Genomic DNA, 18,141 nt, shown 5'->3' on the forward strand with positions numbered 1-18,141 from the left:
ATAAACCAGTATCATACTAGATTTAGGATAATATAGAACAATATACCTGATACCTATAACTTTTTTTTCAGTATATCAGTATAATAATTCTTCTGTCATAGATCATTAATTATATCTCTTAACATATAAAATAATATTATGATGTGCTTTCATTTAGTAACAATATACACTATCTTTGTAGTATTTTTGATATTATTTACTTATTGTTTTTATTAAAAAAACTAACAACGTATAGTGTAATTCTATATAGATCTATATAAGAAATATCACTATTAACATAAATTAAGGTACACGAATTTACATGTCGAAAACTTATCTAAAAACTAATCAGGAAGAGAGCCTATTTGCTATAAATCTTGCACCTATCTCTATACCAGTATTACTGACACTATGATCTAATCCAGAAATTGCATGACTTTCTAAAGGTACATCATTATTCAATAAAAATTCAACAGCACCATCAAAAAATGAGAATGGTACTACTTCGTCTTCTGTTCCGTGAATCACACAAATATCAGGTTTTACATTTATTCTATGTTTCAAGTAATTTGGACATATTATAGCTCCTGAATAAGATATTACAGAAGCACATTTTTTCTGCCTTAACAATGCTATATGTACTGCTAACATTGCTCCCTGAGAAAATCCCATCAAAACTAATTTATCATCACTTAGACCAAGACTTTTTAATTGTAGATCTATAAAATTATTTACAATCAAGGCTGCTTTTTCCATATCAGAAAATATTACATCTTCAAAAAAATCACGTCCGCTAAACCATGCATATCCTGTATCTCCATATTTTATATGAGCATTAGGAGCTATAAAGTAAGCATCAGGTAAGAGTTTACCCATAGAATGCCCTACTGATGATAGTATACTATTACCAGTCGCTCCTCTCCCATGAAGTAATACAACCAAAATATTCACAGAACTACCAGAACTAAAACTAGGTCCATCAATAATTACACTCACAACATCTCTCCTACATATTAACAGACGTAAATATATATCACTATTTACCAAACAAAAAACACTAAATATGTATAAACAATAGCAATAAAATTACCAATACAAAAACTCTTATATAAAACCACGCTCATAATAGAACATACAAATTAAAATATTTGTATTCAAGATCATATATAAATTTTTCAATCCAGCAATCAGCTTGAATATGTACCACATTTAAAGAACCATCTCTCCATATTTCATCTTATAATATAAACACCTTACATACTCATAAACAGAATTTATGGACAATACTACTTTCCTCAATGTAAAAATATTAAAGATATTAAAATCATTATTTAATTGTTATATGCATCAAATACATTACTAAATTCTTTTTATAACAATGTTTTTACAACAAAACACACATTAATCACATAAAAAAACTAAATATCATTGTAATTTCTAGTTGTTTTCAAGATAATATAACAATAAGTCATAATAACAAGCAATCATATGAAGAATCCTTTATGGGGAGGAAGATTTAGTACATCTCCTAGTGATATTATGAAAAAGATTAACGAATCAATATCGTTCGATAAAACGTTATATGAAGAAGATATAGCTGCATCAATAGCACATTGCAAAATGCTAGTTAACCAAAAAATTATCAGCAAATATGAAGGACAACTTATTATTCATGGATTAGAGGTAATACATAACCAAATCTCATCTGGTACTTTTGAGTTTAGTACAGATCTAGAAGATATACACATGAATATAGAACATAGCTTAAAAAAAATGATAGGTAGTATTGCAGGAAAATTGCACACTGCAAGATCTCGCAACGACCAAGTTGCAACAGATTTTAAACTCTGGATACGGAAATCAATAGTAAAATTAGAGACTCAGTTACATGAATTACAACAAACTATACTTAATATAGCTGAAGCTCATTATAATACTATTATGCCAGGATTTACACATTTACAAATTGCTCAACCTGTAACATTAGGTCATCATTTAATGGCATATTTTGAAATGTTAAAAAGAGATCGCTCACGCTGGCAAGATCTATATAAACGTATGAACCAATGTCCCGCTGGATCTGCAGCACTAGCAGGAACATCTTTTCCAATAGATAGACATTTTATTTCACAAGAATTAAGGTTTGATACTCCAACAGAAAATTCTATAGACACAGTATCAGATAGAGATTATGTTATTGAATTTTTATCAAATGCTTCAATATGCATAATGCATTTATCAAGACTAGCGGAAGAGATTATACTCTGGTGCAGTTATAATTTTAAATTTATAATACTTTCTGATAACATCACAACTGGAAGTTCAATAATGCCACAAAAGAAAAATCCAGATGCAGCAGAGCTTATCAGAGGGAAGACAGGAAGGATTTTCGCATCACTAAACCAAATACTAGTTGTTATGAAAGGACTCCCACTAGCATATAGCAAAGACATGCAAGAAGACAAAGAACCCTTATTTGACGCAGCAAACAATTTAATGTTGTGTATAGAAGCAATGAATAGCATGTTAAATAACATCACTATTAATAAAAACAATATGCTAAAAGCTGCAGAACATGACTATTCAACAGCAACAGATCTCGCAGATTGGCTAGTAAAAAATCTTCACCTTTCATTTAGAGAATCTCATCAAATTACCGGTCAAATAGTTAAATTAGCTGAACAAAATCACTGTAAATTAGATGAATTAACTCTAGAACAAATACAAACAATCATTCCTTCCATAACTGAAGATGTCTTTTCAATATTATCAGTAGAAAATTCAGTGGCTAGTAAAACTAGTTATGGAGGAACTGCTCCTACTAATGTAATGGAAGCAATAAAAAAAGGGAAATCATACCTTAGTAATATTATTCCTTTACACTCAGAAAATAAAAGTAATGCATAATTTGCTTTTATATGAAACTACCACATCTTGTAAGATAACCATATTGTAATAAATAATTAAGTCGCATTTGAGATAATTTTAATCATCATTCATTTCTTAGTCTTGTTAATATTAAGCAAAATATCAACAGATAAGATGTTCAATTATATTTCCACCTAATTTTTAATATAAATAATTAACAAGAAAAATAATAATACACTTCAAGTATTAAATTTTTATCAGCTTGAAACTTCACTAGTAGAAACTTGATTAATCTTACTAGATAGTATCATTAACTAAAGCTCCGAAATTAACAATTTTTTGTAGATGCAATATTCTACGAATTATTATACTACTACTAAATTCATCCAATATTTTATAACAACCAAATAATATTTATCTTTATAAGAATCACTTTCTCATGATATAACAAAAGAGTTATTATAAATCCAATAATAACTTTAGTTAATGCACTAGAATCACATTTTTTACCAAGATTATGCTATTAGTAGAACTTAGTACAGGTACTCAAAAACAACAAATAGGCTGTAACAGCTTAAGAAAGCAGGCAGTGATTTTCATAATTACAACAATATTATACAATTAAGTATTTCCTTTTATATATAACAAAATGAAAACCACATAACTACCTTGCAAATCATAATCAACAAGTATACCCTCTCAAATAGAAGTCTGTGCAACATTAAAAACCATAATTAACATAGACTCTATATTAATATAAAACGATAATCTAATTAATTAGATCAATAACCTATTATACGGTAATCATATCCACTAACCTTACTTCGACTGTACACACATCAATATTCTATTAATTACATCTCAACACTGTAATCATAATGTATTTTAAATAACTCATTGTTTCTGTTAAAGATACTACTCTTTATGAATTGAAGAATGTTATTTTTTATTTACAAGCACTATATGTACTACACTATGATCCTCCTGAGAGATACTATGTACACAGTTATTTTTTATATTATCTACAACATTAGCTAATAATATTCCATTCAAATGATCAAGTTCATGCTGCATGCATCTAGAAAGCCAACCATAGACTCTTACTATACATTCATTCCCCAATAAATCTGTATACCTTAAATCCATATGTTTTGGTCTTGTAATATTAATTAGTCCATATGATTTAGCAGATGAACAACCCTCAAATAAATCAACAGTTTCAGCAGAAAAGCTGAGGACTTCAGGATTTATACATATCATATTTTTACCATGTAATGAATGATGCCCAGATAAAACCTTCATATCCTGTGCAACATCAAACAATCCACTAAACATATTGATGATAAACATTCTACTATGATTACCAAGTTGAACTGCAGATAAACCTACAGTCTTGCTATATTCCATAACTTTCATCATGTCATTAGCTAGCGCTATAATTTCTTGATCTACCTTTTCAATAGGATGAGATATAGCATGCAAATTTCGTAAATCTTGAACATTATCAACAGATAAGATATTCATATTATATTCCTCTCAACTTTTAGTATAAGCAATTTATAGTATAATTCTATATATTTCATTATCTTAAGAGTTGTTATACACATTTATTAGTTATACAAGTAGTATTTTTATAAAAAACTGATATAATCAGTGCATATGCGTATAAATTAATCATTAAATACTGTGTTACTACAACAGATATTCACCAATCCGTTATTCTGTATACCACCAGAAATTGCACATCAATTAGTAATTTTTGCACTAAAAAATAACTTGATTCCTGTAAACAAAATCGAAATTCCAAGATCTCTTAATATACAAGTCTTCAATAAGCTTCTAAGAACTCCCATAGGAGTTGCAGCTGGGTTTGATAAAAATGCAGAAGTAATACAGCCCTTATTATCAGCTGGTTTTGGATTTGTCGAAGTAGGAACAGTAACAAAATACCCTCAACACGGGAATAAGAAACCACGTATACATAGATTAATCAGTGAAAAAGCAATAATTAATAGTTTAGGATTTAATAATAAAGGAGTAGATTTCCTAATTAATAAGGTAAACAACATCAAGCTTAATCATTGCATATTTGGTATTAATATAGGATTTAATAAAAAATCCAGTGATCCCATTCAAGACTATTTTGACTTAGTGAAGAAAGTATATGGTCTAAGTAATTACATTACAATCAACATATCATCTCCTAATACTCCAGGATTACATGAATTTCAAAAAAAAGAACTTTTATCAGAATTATTGACAGCTATATCTGAGATTCGAAAGCTAACAGATTATGCAGAATCTGTTCCTATAATGTTAAAAATTTCACCAGACATCAGTGATGATAAAAAACAGGATATTGTAGACCTAGCAATAAAATATAAAATCAGTGGTTTAATAATAAGTAACACTTCATCACAACACAATAAACTACTAAATACAAATATAAAGATACATGGCGGATTAAGTGGAAAACCACTGTTTGATCTATCAACAGAAGTACTATCTGAAATATATCAAGCTTCCCAAGGGAAGCTCCTACTAATAGGTTGTGGTGGGGTAAGTACTGGGTATCATGCATATGAAAAAATAAAAGCAGGTGCATCACTAATACAGTTATATACTGCCATAGTTTATAACGGACTCAATATAGCCAATAAGATAAGTTTAGAATTAGCCGATCTTCTAGCTGCAGACGGATTTCCAACAGTACGTCATGCAATAGGTCATAATTACTAATAGGTTTAAATATGTTTGTCACAATAGATGTAGGTAATACAAATATAAAATTCGCAATCTGTGTAAACAATAGAATAGTAAAAACAATAACTATCTCTTCTCAACCAAGAAGAACAGCTGATGAATATTTCATCTATTTAAATTCCACAATAAATCAACTAAATATTAATTACCAGAATATCAATAACATTATTATATCAAGTGTAGTTCCAAGTATAACAACATCAATTATAGAATTAAGTAGAAATTACTTTAATACAGATCCTATAATCTTGGATAATCATCATGCAGACCTTTTTAATATCAAGATAAACCTACAAAACAAAGCACTAGGCTCAGACAGATTAGCAGATATAATCGCAGCAAGTAACTTGTATCCCAACCAAGACTTACTAATAATAGGTATGGGAACTGCAACAGTATTTAATTTATTAAGTAGTGACAAATGTATATACGGACAAGTCATAGCACCTGGAGCACATATTCTAGCAAAAAGTATGCGTCAATATACCGCATTATTACCAGAGGTATTAGTATCAAAACAAGATAAAGTAATACAAAACAACATATACCATGCAATGGAATCAGGAATATATTGGGGATACATCAGTATGATCAATGGAATGATTGAAAAAATAACCAATGAAGAAGGAAAAGGATTACACGTAGTAGCAACAGGAGGAAACTCCCATTTATTTTTTGAACATAAAACTGCTATTAACAATATTGAAGCAGACCTGACCATAAGAGGTCTAATACAATTGCATAATATACTCGATAACAAATAATAAATACCTTACTACAATAATCTCTGATATAGTAGAACAAATACAATGTTCTTCATGTTTTACTCATTACATATAGTTGCGTAACCTACACAAAATCAATATATTATTGACACTAAGGATTAACCAATACGCTATAAACTTTTCTTATAAATTTTATACACTACTACTAATACTTTAATAATTAAAAACACGTATTAACATTATTCCAATGCTTAAAGTGAAATATCTTATCTATGATAAAATTCAAGCATAAAGCTTAATATATCTATAAAGCACATAAATCAATCTAATAGAGCTATAGATACCATTCCTCTCATAAACACGAAAACAACACTTATCAAAATAATAAATCTTTATATCTTAAGATATGTGACACATATCAATAACAAACTATGTAAAAAGTTCTATAACCCAACACATCCTATATCCCACAACTACATTTCTTATACACAACATTATTTATGAAACTATCCAAGTTTAATATCCAGTTGACAATACAAAAAACTTTTGTGAAATACAAAAAATAACATTTTCAATAATGAATATATATAAGTAACTTTTACTTATATATCCTTTATACCAGAAGCAATATTAACTAATTAGTACTACAAACCGGCTACTAATTATCCAAATCACATGTTAATTAATACCACTACAACACCTAAATCCATTTTTAGTAATATCACTATTACAATCACATTACTTAGATATGTGTAGACACACTTTAATTAAAGATACAAGCTAGTATTAAGTTAATAAGCACTATATAACCAACTTACTAGTTATCATAAATCATATGTTATTCATATATCAGTAATATTAAACTCTACTCTTAATAATATTATTATTACAATCACATTGCTTAGATATGTCTGTAGATAATTCTTTAATCTTTTCAATCATATTTGGATCAACATGTAATAATATATCTGACAAAGTACTCTTATCAATATAATTAGTTATTAACATGAGTAAGTTCATATCTAATAATCCAAATATTTCAGCAGCCAATTTTACAGGCATACTTTCATATATTTTCACTAAGCTATATACTTTTTCATCATAATTTTGGTCATCAATATTAATTAATGATACTAACTTTCTTTTCATCTCTTCTAAATACAACACCTGCTCATTATTATGTTGCTCAACAGTTCTCAACAAAATCTCTTTATTTTTTAACCTGTCTTCTTGTTCTAATAAACGGGAATACCAATCTTGTAAATCTACAACAGATATAGATCCATCATCTATTGGAAATAATTTTATTTTTTGCTTTGCATTTCTAGGAAAATAACTACTATTTTTTACAAATTCAACATTGTCTAACAAACCGAATTCTACAACTTTATCATCATTAATATTATAAAAATGATGTAATAAAATTCCAGTCATACAGAACATTAATATTATATTAATAACATAAATCACTTGCATACTATCAAAAAAACTATTATACAATGAAGCTTAGAATCAAGTTATGTTATAATAAAACACTATCATGATTTAGCAATAAATAATTATAGTATTTTTTATACTGACATTGCTTATAGTTTAAAACACTTTAATAATATGAAACAGTGAAGACGTTTTTTACATTGTTCACATTTTGGTTTGCCTTATCAGGGTACTTTGATTTATTTTTCATAACACTAGGTATTGTAAGTTGTATAACTACATTAGTTATGACAAGAATGTTGAAGAATGTTACACCGCTAAATGACCATGACATTTACTACATAAAAAAACAATTTTTTCCTTGTATGCTTAATTTCCTACGTTACTTCTTTTGGATCATACAACAGGTTATACTATCTAACATATATATAACAAAAAAAGTATGGAATTTTAGGTCAAAAATAGATTCAGCAATTTTTAGAGTCATACAGACCAAACAAACTACTGATTTAGGCATATCAATAGTCGTAAATTCTATCACACTTACCCCTGGAACAGTCAGCATAAATGCCATAGAATCCTCTAGCTCATATAAAATAAGAGTTTTAGCTATAGATGAAGATTCAATGTCTGGTGCAACAGATATTGACAATAAGCTTGCAAGCATATAACAATAAAAACCCCCACTGCACAACAAATATACAATATGTTCTTTATTCCATAGCTATATCCAAGATAAAAATTTCACAAACACAAAGCATTAACCCATGAAATAAACTTATAATACAGAAATGACTAAATTTTAATAATACAAAACTACAAAATATCTACAAACATAGATAATTACAAATTACTACGCAGTAACAGCACCTTCAATAATAGAAAGATAAATCTACTGCAGATTAATACTAGTTTCTCTCTACTTAGTGAATAGAACGCTGATACTAAGTTATCACTTGACTAATAATATTTACAGGTTCAGGACTCTTTAGAAGTATTATACCTTGAATTATTATTATTATTATAACTGATTCTTAAAAATTGCATATTACATTTTTATTATGTGACAAAACATTTATATTACTTATCAGCTAGTCAATAACATCTATAGGCATAAGATTTTAAAGGAACATCTAATATTTGAATTACTGCTTACACTATCTGTTCTTTGTTGTTTATAATTTTTCAAAATATTCATACTTACTATCACTGATTTTCTGAAAACTGAGTATTACTTTCTTAACACTATATGTTCAACATTTACTTTGTAACGCATATTCATAAAATCCCTCCCTTTTATCTCAGACAATATTTTGAGAACTTGCTTTAGATACTTTAACTTCAAGTCTTCCTTGATTTAACATGCAATTTCAATCCAAATTTTAGCTAATCCATGATCAGTCCCATCTTAACAAATGCTTGATTCTGTATTTGACAATAAAGATTCCATTTTCTCTTCAATAATACTATGTATACTGTTCAGTCTTTTTAAGATTCTAAAGCACCATTAAAAAAATATTTTTCAATAATGTACTCTTACCTACACAGCACCAAATTGTCTAAAAAGAATAATTAATTTAATCAACCTAATATACTACATATTGGCTAGAACTATGACTTCTCTATCGCAATCTTAGATGTGTTTGCTTCATACAACATATCATCACCCAAACAACAGTAAGATTACTGCTATATCTGTTTACTACAGGGTTCACTTTACTAGAAGTCGCAGACTTCCCTAATATTCCAATTAAACTATGGTATAAATTTATCAACATTAAATCAATCAATGGTTACCATGCCAAAAGAGATCTATAGAAACTTTTGATTTTATAAGGTATTTATAATTGTACTCAATGATAAGATCTATCATCATTTATTCTGACAACTATAAATAATGCTCTTAACCTTTAATATATACTGAATTAAAATTCTCCCTAAAATACATACCCACTACTCATATAATTCCCTCATGTTAAAAAACTTTCTTTATCAATAAATCTCAAGTATAAATATACTTATTATTTCAATTCAAAATATCACTAATCCTTAGGTAAATTATAAAATAAACTCTATGCCAGATTTTTCTATAGAAAATAAAATATCAAAATCAATAAACAACAAGAATTGCATTATAGTAGGAGTTGATGAAGTAGGATACGGCTCATTGGCCGGTCCTGTAGTATCAGCTGCTGTTTTTTTTCTGAAACATGACAATCATATTACATATAATATCAAGGACTCAAAAAAGCTTACTCCAAAGAAAAGGTTAGAAATTTACAACATAATCACCCCTATAATAAAATGGAGTATAGGGCTTGCTGACATACATGAAATTGATCAGCACAACATACTAAATGCCACACATATTGCAATGCAAAGAGCCCTTAGCGGTTTAAATTCTAATATAGACTACGTAATAGTAGATGGAAATAAGGTTCCACCAGATCTACCATGGAATACAAAAGCTATTATAGACGGAGATAATATTAGTATATCAATTGCTGCAGCATCTATAATTGCAAAAGTTACAAGAGATAGGTTAATGGAAACGTTGCATGTACAGTACCCACAATATGACTGGAACAAAAATAAAGGATATGGAACTAAACATCACTTAGAATCCTTATATAAATATGGTAAAACTATACACCATAGAAACACATTTGCTCCAGTATCACAGATTACTAAACTTTATAGTGAATAATAAATAGATAGAAACAATATTATTAATACATTAGTGAAACAAATCTTTAAGCCTTCCTATGTTCAAATACATGTCGTTTCATCAAAACTGTACTAACATAAGTAACCATAGTAATCAGATTTGATTACTAAAATTTATAACACAGTTTATTTCATCACAAGACTATAATAATGGCAACATAAGAGTCAACTTACAATAGGATTAAGTAATAAAATATTTACGCAAGTGATAGTAGCACTAAAGATAGTTCTCAACTGAGAATATGTGTATCAATATACCAGAGATAAAAAATACAAATCAACTGAATAAATTGTTTAGTAGTAATTTTATCCATAATGTTAAATTAGTATCTTGTTAGATTTAATGGTAATATGAGTTTCAATCGTAAAAAGAAGTCATATTCTTACTTGAAAGTTACAATAATAAAAAGGTATTTTCTTTATTCTCACAAAGATACTGTCAAAGATTTAAATTACAGAAGCATACATATACTGCAACAAGTGATCCTATTAATTAATTTATCTGAGAAAGATAATAAAGAGTTTTTATTAAAGACTTTATCTTCTTATATGACAACTTTTTTATGAATTAAGCCTTACTTTTAGCACAACTTAAGCATTTCTGTCAAATACTAAATACAGTTTTTAGACAAATACCTAAATGTTAGCTAGCGAGATACTATGTGAAGTATTAAAGACTTTGTATGAACTTCAATACTAATGGTAATTTGTTATACAAACAAAATGTAATTGTTTCTTTAAGACAAGGTATAAAAAATACAAGTAAGATCACTACTTTCAGTAAAGTAAATCTTACAATACCCAACATGGATAGTAATTTTAGTATTATTTAAAACAATAATATATTGTTAACTAGAGAACAAATCGAATCTGCAATTGCAATAAAGCAGTCACAGCTCAGCAATTTGTAATAAAATTGATTTTCTCCTTTAGGTCAGTTTAGTTCTATAGAAACAGAAGCACATGATTCAAAAATATTATTAGATAATAGTATGCTTAAGGATCTGAAAAAACTGAATAACATATTGACCATAGATTAGCTAGAGTTTTAATTTTAAGTCAGAAGTACTGTAATGCTATAGAACATTTTCTAAAAACCATATAAGAGAAAATTTGAGTTATATCAAACCTTACCAATTTCAATCTAATATATAAGCTTTTTTTCCTAGCACTACTAAGTCAAATCTTCAATTTTGATTATATTTCATACATTAGTTTATCTATAATACTATTATACAATAAGTAAGATATACAAAATAAGAAAAAAAAAGTAATACTGCCAGGTTTAATATTTTTATTCTAAAATATCCAGACAATATATTAATTATGCCCCCCCATACTGGAATCCAAGAACATAGCAACGTTAATAACATCAAGATCAATTTTATATAAACACCTAGTTTCCCATAATCATCCTGCACCTTATGATATTCTATACGTGCAAAAATTATCATTCTACCTAATATCCAATTAACAATTCCTCCTACAACTGCTCCTAATGCCGATATTAAAATCATCAAAACATAACTATATCCCCCAAAATAAGCCATTACTTTAAACACAAATATTTTATTTAAGGGTAAAATAAGAGCAGCTACTAAACTGTCAACAAATAACAAACTATAAACTTCTATCATCTATAGACATACCACTATATACCTCATGGGACCGGTGCGATTTGAACGCACGACCTCCAGATTAGGAATCTAATGCTCTATCCTACTGAGCTACGGCCCCAATACACTTTCAATCATATAGATTATCCATACAATGTAAACAAATTTTCAACACTCTATTCTTAGCTCGCAGAAAATATTCTAATATAATGGATAACATTAACCAAACAGAATATGTTATACAAAACTCTCTAATACAAACCTATAGCAAATATTTTATATAATAGGCATCTTAATCCGCCTTTACTTATCATTCATATTATATGTTAACTAAAGTTTCTAACATTAGATGGTAGTACCAATACGCTATACAATAGAATCTAGATAAGAAGACATTACATATCAAACAATTACATCCCCATAATCTAATACTTTTTACATATAACAATGTTTATACTAACCCATTTCGTTTTATAACTTCACATAATTTTTCTATATCTGATAAGCTGTGATTCACACTAAATACAAACCTAAGTCTTGGAGTGGGTACAGTAGGAGGGCGTATCGCCACAACAAGAAACCCCTCTTCTCTTAAAATTTGTTGCGCATATAAAACACTATCTATATCTTTCATAATCAATGGCACTATATGGCTACTAGGCTCAGTAAGATTTAGATTCTTACAAAAAAATTTAGCCAGCTTAATAGGAGTATCATTAATAGATTCGCCTATAATGTCTAATGCAGAGCTTGCAGCTGCAATCACCATTGGAGGTAGAGCAGTTGTATACATAAAAGTTCTAGCCTTATTTTGTATATACTTTATAACAACTTTTGATGCACATACATACCCACCCAAAACCCCAACTGCCTTGGATAAAGTACCAATATATATATCTGAACTAGCACGAGGTATTAATCCAAACCCATGAGCACAATCTGTAATAAGCCATGCATTATACTTCTCTGCTAATTTTCTTAGCTGATCAATTGGAGCAATATCACCATTCATACTATACACTTGCTCAACTACAATAAAACAGTGCTTATGCAAGCCTCTATATTCCTTTAACATATCCTCACAATGCTTATAATCATTATGCTCAAACCTATAATGCTTGGCAGAGGAAAGCTTAATACCATCAATAATAGAAGAATGTACTAATTTATCAGCAATGATCATATCATGCCTATGTACCAAAGCAGAAATAACCCCCACATTTGTCAGATAACCACTACTAAATACCAAAGCCATTTCTGTATGATACAATTTTGCCAATTTATTTTCTAAGCATTGATAAATGACATTACTACCTGTAATCATACGTGAAGCACCAGCTCCTACACCATAATTATTTATTGCATTTATAGCCGATTCTTTTAATAACGGATGTCCTATTAAACCTAAATAATCATTACAAGAAAAAGAAACTAATTTTTTATCATTTTGATAAATTACATTACCTGTTTCAGATTTAGTGATAGCAGAAGGTTCTCTATATAGATTGTCAACCCTCAACTTAATGAGCTCTCGATTTAATATTTTATCTAACATTTAACATTTACACAAATAAACCTATTATGCCTTTTTATAAAGCTACACTTAAATGTAAAGTTGTAATATAAAACATAAATTCTAGAGAAAGCATAGCAGGGATTAAACCAACGTACTCTAACATTATTCAATTAAGCAACCACACCACAAACATGAGATTTAAATCCCCCCACATCTAAAAGGAAGAACCATCTACTAAAACATAAGTACTTTTATATTGTTTAATAGTCAACAATACTGTTTGTATCTTTAGGCAATCCTTGATTCAAAACATTATCATCACGTTGGAGTAATGCTGGATCCTGATATTCATTATTATAATACATAGAATAATCTTCTTTATTTAATAAAGATAGCTTCTTGATTTTATTCATTAAAAATCCTGTACCTGCAGGTATCAGTCGACCTACTATCACATTCTCTTTTAACCCATATAAAGAGTCTTCCTTACCAGAAAATGCTGCTTCTGTTAATACTTTGGTAGTCTCCTGGAATGATGCAGCAGAAACAAATGAATTAGTATCAAGACTTGCTCTAGTAATCCCTTGAAGTATTGGAGCATACTTAGCAGGAGATTTACCTATTTTTACCATATTATCATTAGTCTTTATGACTTCTTCCATATCTACATTCTCTCCAACTAAATACATAGTATCCCCTGGTTCAAATATCTCAACTTTTTGTAACATCTGTCTTAAAATTATCTCTATGTGTTTATTATCAATACGTACACCCTGTAACCTATAAACTTGCTGAATTTCAGAGATCATATAATTTGCTAGTGCCTCGATCCCTAAAACACGTAATATATCATGAGGATCAGGATCACCATCCATCAACAAATCCCCTTTGTGCACAAAATCCCCTTCATTTACAATAGTATGTTTACCTTTAGGCACTAAATACTCAACAGGCGCCAAACTACTATCTACTGGCCTAATAAATATACGCCTTTTAGACCTATAATAATCTTTTCCAAATTCAACATAACCATCAACATCACTTACTATAGCATGTTCTTTTGGACGACGCGCTTCAAATAACTCAATTACCCTCGGTAACCCCCCTGTAATATCTCTAGTTTTTATAGATTCTCTCGGAATTCTTGTTATTACATCCCCAGCATGAACTTTTTGCCCATCTTGAACATTTAGTACTGCCCCTATTGGTATCAAATAATTTGCTTCTAATCCATTAGATAGTGTTATTACATTATCATTGTCATCAATTAAAACTAATCTAGGCCTGAGGTTAGCACCTTGTAAATGTAATTTCCAATCAACTACTACCCTATTAGAAATACCAGTAGATTCATCTAATACTTCATTAATAGAAACACCATCTATTAAATCCATATACTTAATGATACCTGTTTTTTCTGTAATAATAGGCATTGTATAAGGATCCCATTCAGCAATTTTTTCTGTAATTTTTACTAATTGACCATCATTAACATAAAGTCTTGCACCGTAAGGTATACTATTACGCATCTTTTCGTTACCCACACTATCAAGCAAGACTACTTCACAAGACCTACTCATAATAATCTTATTACCATATTTATCTTCAACAACATTACTGTTTACTAATTTTACCTTAGCATCCAATAATGCTATTAAGTTTGAAGTTTCAACACCTCTCATCGCAGTACCACCTACATGGAAAGTACGCATAGTCAATTGAGTACCAGGTTCACCAACAGACTGAGCTGCTATTACACCAACAGCTTCACCTATTGATACAACATCACCAATAGCAAGATCTCTACCATAACATAAAGCACAAATACCCTTTTTAGCTTCACAAGTAAGAGGAGATCTTACTTTTACAGCATCTAATCCAGCTATCTTTATTTTCTCAACTTTAGCTTCATCTACTAACTCTCCAGCTTTAACAAGCAATTCTTCAGTAATAGGATTATAAACATCAACAGCAGCAACTCTTCCAAGTATAATATTATCTAACGTCTCAACTACAGTTCCACCTTCAACAACAGATCTTATAGCAAATCCATTGTGTGTTTTACAATCATATTCAACAACTATACAATCTTGAGCAACATCAACAAGCCTACGAGTTAAATATCCAGAATTTGCAGTTTTCAAAGCGGTATCTGCTAAACCTTTTCTTGCCCCATGAGTTGAATTAAAATATTCAAATACATTCAATCCTTCACGGAAGTTAGATATTATAGGAGTTTCAATAATTTCACCTGAAGGTTTAGCCATTAACCCTCTCATTCCTGCTAATTGTTTCATCTGTGATGCAGATCCCCTAGCACCAGAATGAGCCATCATATAAATAGAATTTAATTTACTTTCTACATCATACACAGAAATAGCTTTCATCATATCCTTAGCTATCAAATCAGTACACTTAGACCATTCATCTATTACTTTATTATATCTTTCACTTCTTGTAATCAAGCCATCCTGATATTGCACAGCAAATTCCTTAATTTTTTCACTAGCATTATCTACATGCATTGTCTTTGTATCTGGAATAATCATATCTTTGCATCCAAATGAAATACCAGACTGTGAAGCATATTTGAATCCAAGAGACATGAATTTATCTGAAAACTCAACAGTTTCACTTTGACCACAACTCCGATACACTAAATCAACTATAGATGTAATTTCCTTTACAGTTAAAACCTGATTTACTAGATCAAAAGTTAAATTTTTATGTTGCGGAAATATCTGCCACAATATCAATCTACCAGGAGTTGTTTCAATTATTTTAGAACAATATGAAGGCTCTTCATCTGATACATCATAATTACAATAAGTCATTCTATATTTAATTTTAGTACATATATGCACATCCTTATTATGTAAAGCGTATTCTACATGACTAAAATCACCAAAGAATAAAACTTCATCTTCAGGTTGAACCTGATCCTGTAACGTTAAGTAATATATTCCAAGTACTATATCTTTTGAAGGAACAATTATCGGCTTACCATTAGAAGGACTCAAAATATTATTAGTAGACATCATCAATATTCTAGCCTCAAGCTGAGCTTCTAGTGATAATGGAATATGCACTGCCATTTGATCTCCATCAAAATCAGCATTAAAAGCACTACATACTAAAGGGTGTAACTGTATTGCCTTACCTTCTATTAAAACTGGATCAAATGCCTGTATGCCTAATCTATGTAAAGTAGGTGCTCTATTTAATAATATCGGATGTTCATGTATCACTTCATCCAAAATATCCCAAACTTCTGGCTTTTCGTTTTGTATCATCTTATTTGCTAATTTCACTGTTGGCACAATACCATACATTTTTAATTTCGAACAAATAAACGGCTTAAATAATTCTAGAGCCATTTTTTTAGGTAATCCACATTGATGTAATTTTAAGTTAGGACCAACAACTATTACTGACCTACCAGAATAATCTACCCTTTTTCCCAGCAAATTCTGTCTAAAACGCCCCTGCTTACCTTTCAACATATCACTTAATGATTTCTTATACCCTACACTCCCTGCTTTATTAGAAATATAGCTACGACGTGTACTATCAAAAAGGGCATCTACTGCTTCTTGCAGCATTCTTTTCTCATTACGGATCATAATTGCAGGTGGATTCAACTTTAACAATTTACCCAATCTATTATTACGATTAATGATTGTTCGATAGTGATGATTTAAATCAGAAACTGCTGGCCTTCCATTCTCCAAAGAAACAAGCGGCCTTAAATCAGGTGGTAAAATTGGTATAACTGTTAATATCATCCATTCAGGTTTATTCCCAGAATTTATAAAATTTTCAACAATGCGCAATCTTTTTACTATTTTCTTGCGCTTCATCTCTGAAGTTGTAGATTCCAATTCTACTCTAAGACTTGCATTAATTGCATGCAAATCCAACCGGACTAATAATTCCCTAATAGCCTCAGCTCCAGTTAACGCAAGAAAACTATCTTCTCCGTAATTATCCTTTGCTTGATTGTAAGCACTTTCACTAATAACTTCACCTTTAGATAATGGTGTTGCAATTGGATCAATAACTACAAAATCACCGCTATATAAGATATTTTCTATCAACTTAAGCGGCATATCAAGTAACGCTCCTATACGAGAAGGCAGAGACTTTAGAAACCAAACATGTGCTACAGGAGATACAAGTTCTATGTGCCCCATCCTTTCTCTACGTACCTTTGATGAAGTAACTTCAACTCCACATTTCTCACAAATGACGCCTCTATAACGTTTTTTTCGATATTTACCGCACAAGCATTCATCATCATTCACTGGCCCAAAAATCTTAGGACAAAAAAGTCCACCTTTTTCCACTTTAAAAGTACGATAATTAGTAGTAGAAATATCTTTAATTTCACCATATGACATTGCTCTAATGCTTTCAGGGCTAGCTATAGATATGCAAATCTTATCAAACGACTGTGCAATACTAGTATAGCCATACAAATCCAACATCTTCATACTACTACCCTTTAATT

At 29.7% G+C, this 18,141-nt stretch carries 11 protein-coding genes and 1 tRNA gene; 5 read left to right on the forward strand and 7 right to left on the reverse strand.

All coding sequences use genetic code 11. The features are described 5' to 3' along the window. Positions 1-327: 327 nt before the first annotated feature. Positions 328-975, reverse strand: a complete 648-nt coding sequence (locus PVA18_RS03705; protein ID WP_052692818.1) for an alpha/beta hydrolase — start codon at positions 973-975, stop codon at positions 328-330. A gap of 492 nt (positions 976-1,467) precedes the next feature. Here PVA18_RS03705 and argH point away from each other — a divergent pair, with 492 nt between their 5' ends. Then, positions 1,468-2,886 (forward strand): argininosuccinate lyase, encoded by a 1,419-nt coding sequence (gene argH / locus PVA18_RS03710; RefSeq protein WP_045805080.1) that lies wholly within the window; start codon positions 1,468-1,470, stop codon positions 2,884-2,886. A 900-nt stretch (positions 2,887-3,786) separates the two neighbouring features. Here the strand turns inward: argH and PVA18_RS03715 are convergent. Next, positions 3,787-4,371 (reverse strand): peptide deformylase, encoded by a 585-nt coding sequence (locus PVA18_RS03715; protein ID WP_045805081.1) that lies wholly within the window; start codon positions 4,369-4,371, stop codon positions 3,787-3,789. 162 nt (positions 4,372-4,533) lie between these two features. Between PVA18_RS03715 and PVA18_RS03720 the strand changes: the two genes are divergently transcribed. Together PVA18_RS03720 and PVA18_RS03725 are read left to right on the forward strand one after the other, a co-directional pair. Next, positions 4,534-5,586, forward strand: a complete 1,053-nt coding sequence (locus PVA18_RS03720; RefSeq protein ID WP_231568520.1) for a quinone-dependent dihydroorotate dehydrogenase — start codon at positions 4,534-4,536, stop codon at positions 5,584-5,586. Between the two features lie 11 nt (positions 5,587-5,597). Then, the gene (locus PVA18_RS03725) at positions 5,598-6,374 is read left to right on the forward strand and encodes a type III pantothenate kinase (RefSeq protein ID WP_045805082.1); all 777 of its coding nucleotides are present in this window, start codon (positions 5,598-5,600) and stop codon (positions 6,372-6,374) included. Positions 6,375-7,193: 819 nt separating this feature from the next. Here PVA18_RS03725 and PVA18_RS03730 read toward each other — a convergent pair. Further along, positions 7,194-7,769: a MotE family protein gene (locus tag PVA18_RS03730; RefSeq protein ID WP_231568521.1), complete on the reverse strand. Its 576-nt coding sequence runs from the start codon at positions 7,767-7,769 to the stop codon at positions 7,194-7,196. Between the two features lie 185 nt (positions 7,770-7,954). Here PVA18_RS03730 and PVA18_RS03735 point away from each other — a divergent pair, with 185 nt between their 5' ends. Together PVA18_RS03735 and PVA18_RS03740 are read left to right on the forward strand one after the other, a co-directional pair. Continuing rightward, positions 7,955-8,443, forward strand: coding sequence for a Na+/H+ antiporter subunit E (locus PVA18_RS03735; RefSeq protein WP_045805084.1), 489 nt, complete (start codon positions 7,955-7,957; stop codon positions 8,441-8,443). A gap of 1,403 nt (positions 8,444-9,846) precedes the next feature. Beyond that, positions 9,847-10,479, forward strand: a complete 633-nt coding sequence (locus PVA18_RS03740) for a ribonuclease HII (RefSeq protein ID WP_045805085.1) — start codon at positions 9,847-9,849, stop codon at positions 10,477-10,479. Positions 10,480-11,719: 1,240 nt separating this feature from the next. Here PVA18_RS03740 and PVA18_RS03745 read toward each other — a convergent pair. From PVA18_RS03745 to rpoC, 4 genes are all read right to left on the reverse strand, one after another. Beyond that, entirely contained in the window at positions 11,720-12,136 is a 417-nt protein-coding gene (locus PVA18_RS03745; protein ID WP_045805087.1) for a hypothetical protein, read from the reverse strand. A gap of 26 nt (positions 12,137-12,162) precedes the next feature. After that, positions 12,163-12,236: transfer RNA gene (locus tag PVA18_RS03750), tRNA-Arg, on the reverse strand. Between the two features lie 330 nt (positions 12,237-12,566). Next, complete coding sequence (locus PVA18_RS03755; RefSeq protein ID WP_045805088.1) at positions 12,567-13,670, reverse strand: aminotransferase class I/II-fold pyridoxal phosphate-dependent enzyme; 1,104 nt, start codon at positions 13,668-13,670, stop codon at positions 12,567-12,569. 221 nt (positions 13,671-13,891) lie between these two features. Continuing rightward, on the reverse strand, positions 13,892-18,124 hold the full coding sequence (rpoC, locus tag PVA18_RS03760; RefSeq protein ID WP_045805089.1) for a DNA-directed RNA polymerase subunit beta': 4,233 nt from the start codon (positions 18,122-18,124) through the stop codon (positions 13,892-13,894). Positions 18,125-18,141: the final 17 nt, after the last annotated feature.

The sequence above is a fragment of the Ehrlichia muris subsp. eauclairensis genome, from assembly GCF_051097115.1.
In the GTDB taxonomy this organism is placed as follows: Bacteria; Pseudomonadota; Alphaproteobacteria; order Rickettsiales; family Anaplasmataceae; genus Ehrlichia; species Ehrlichia muris.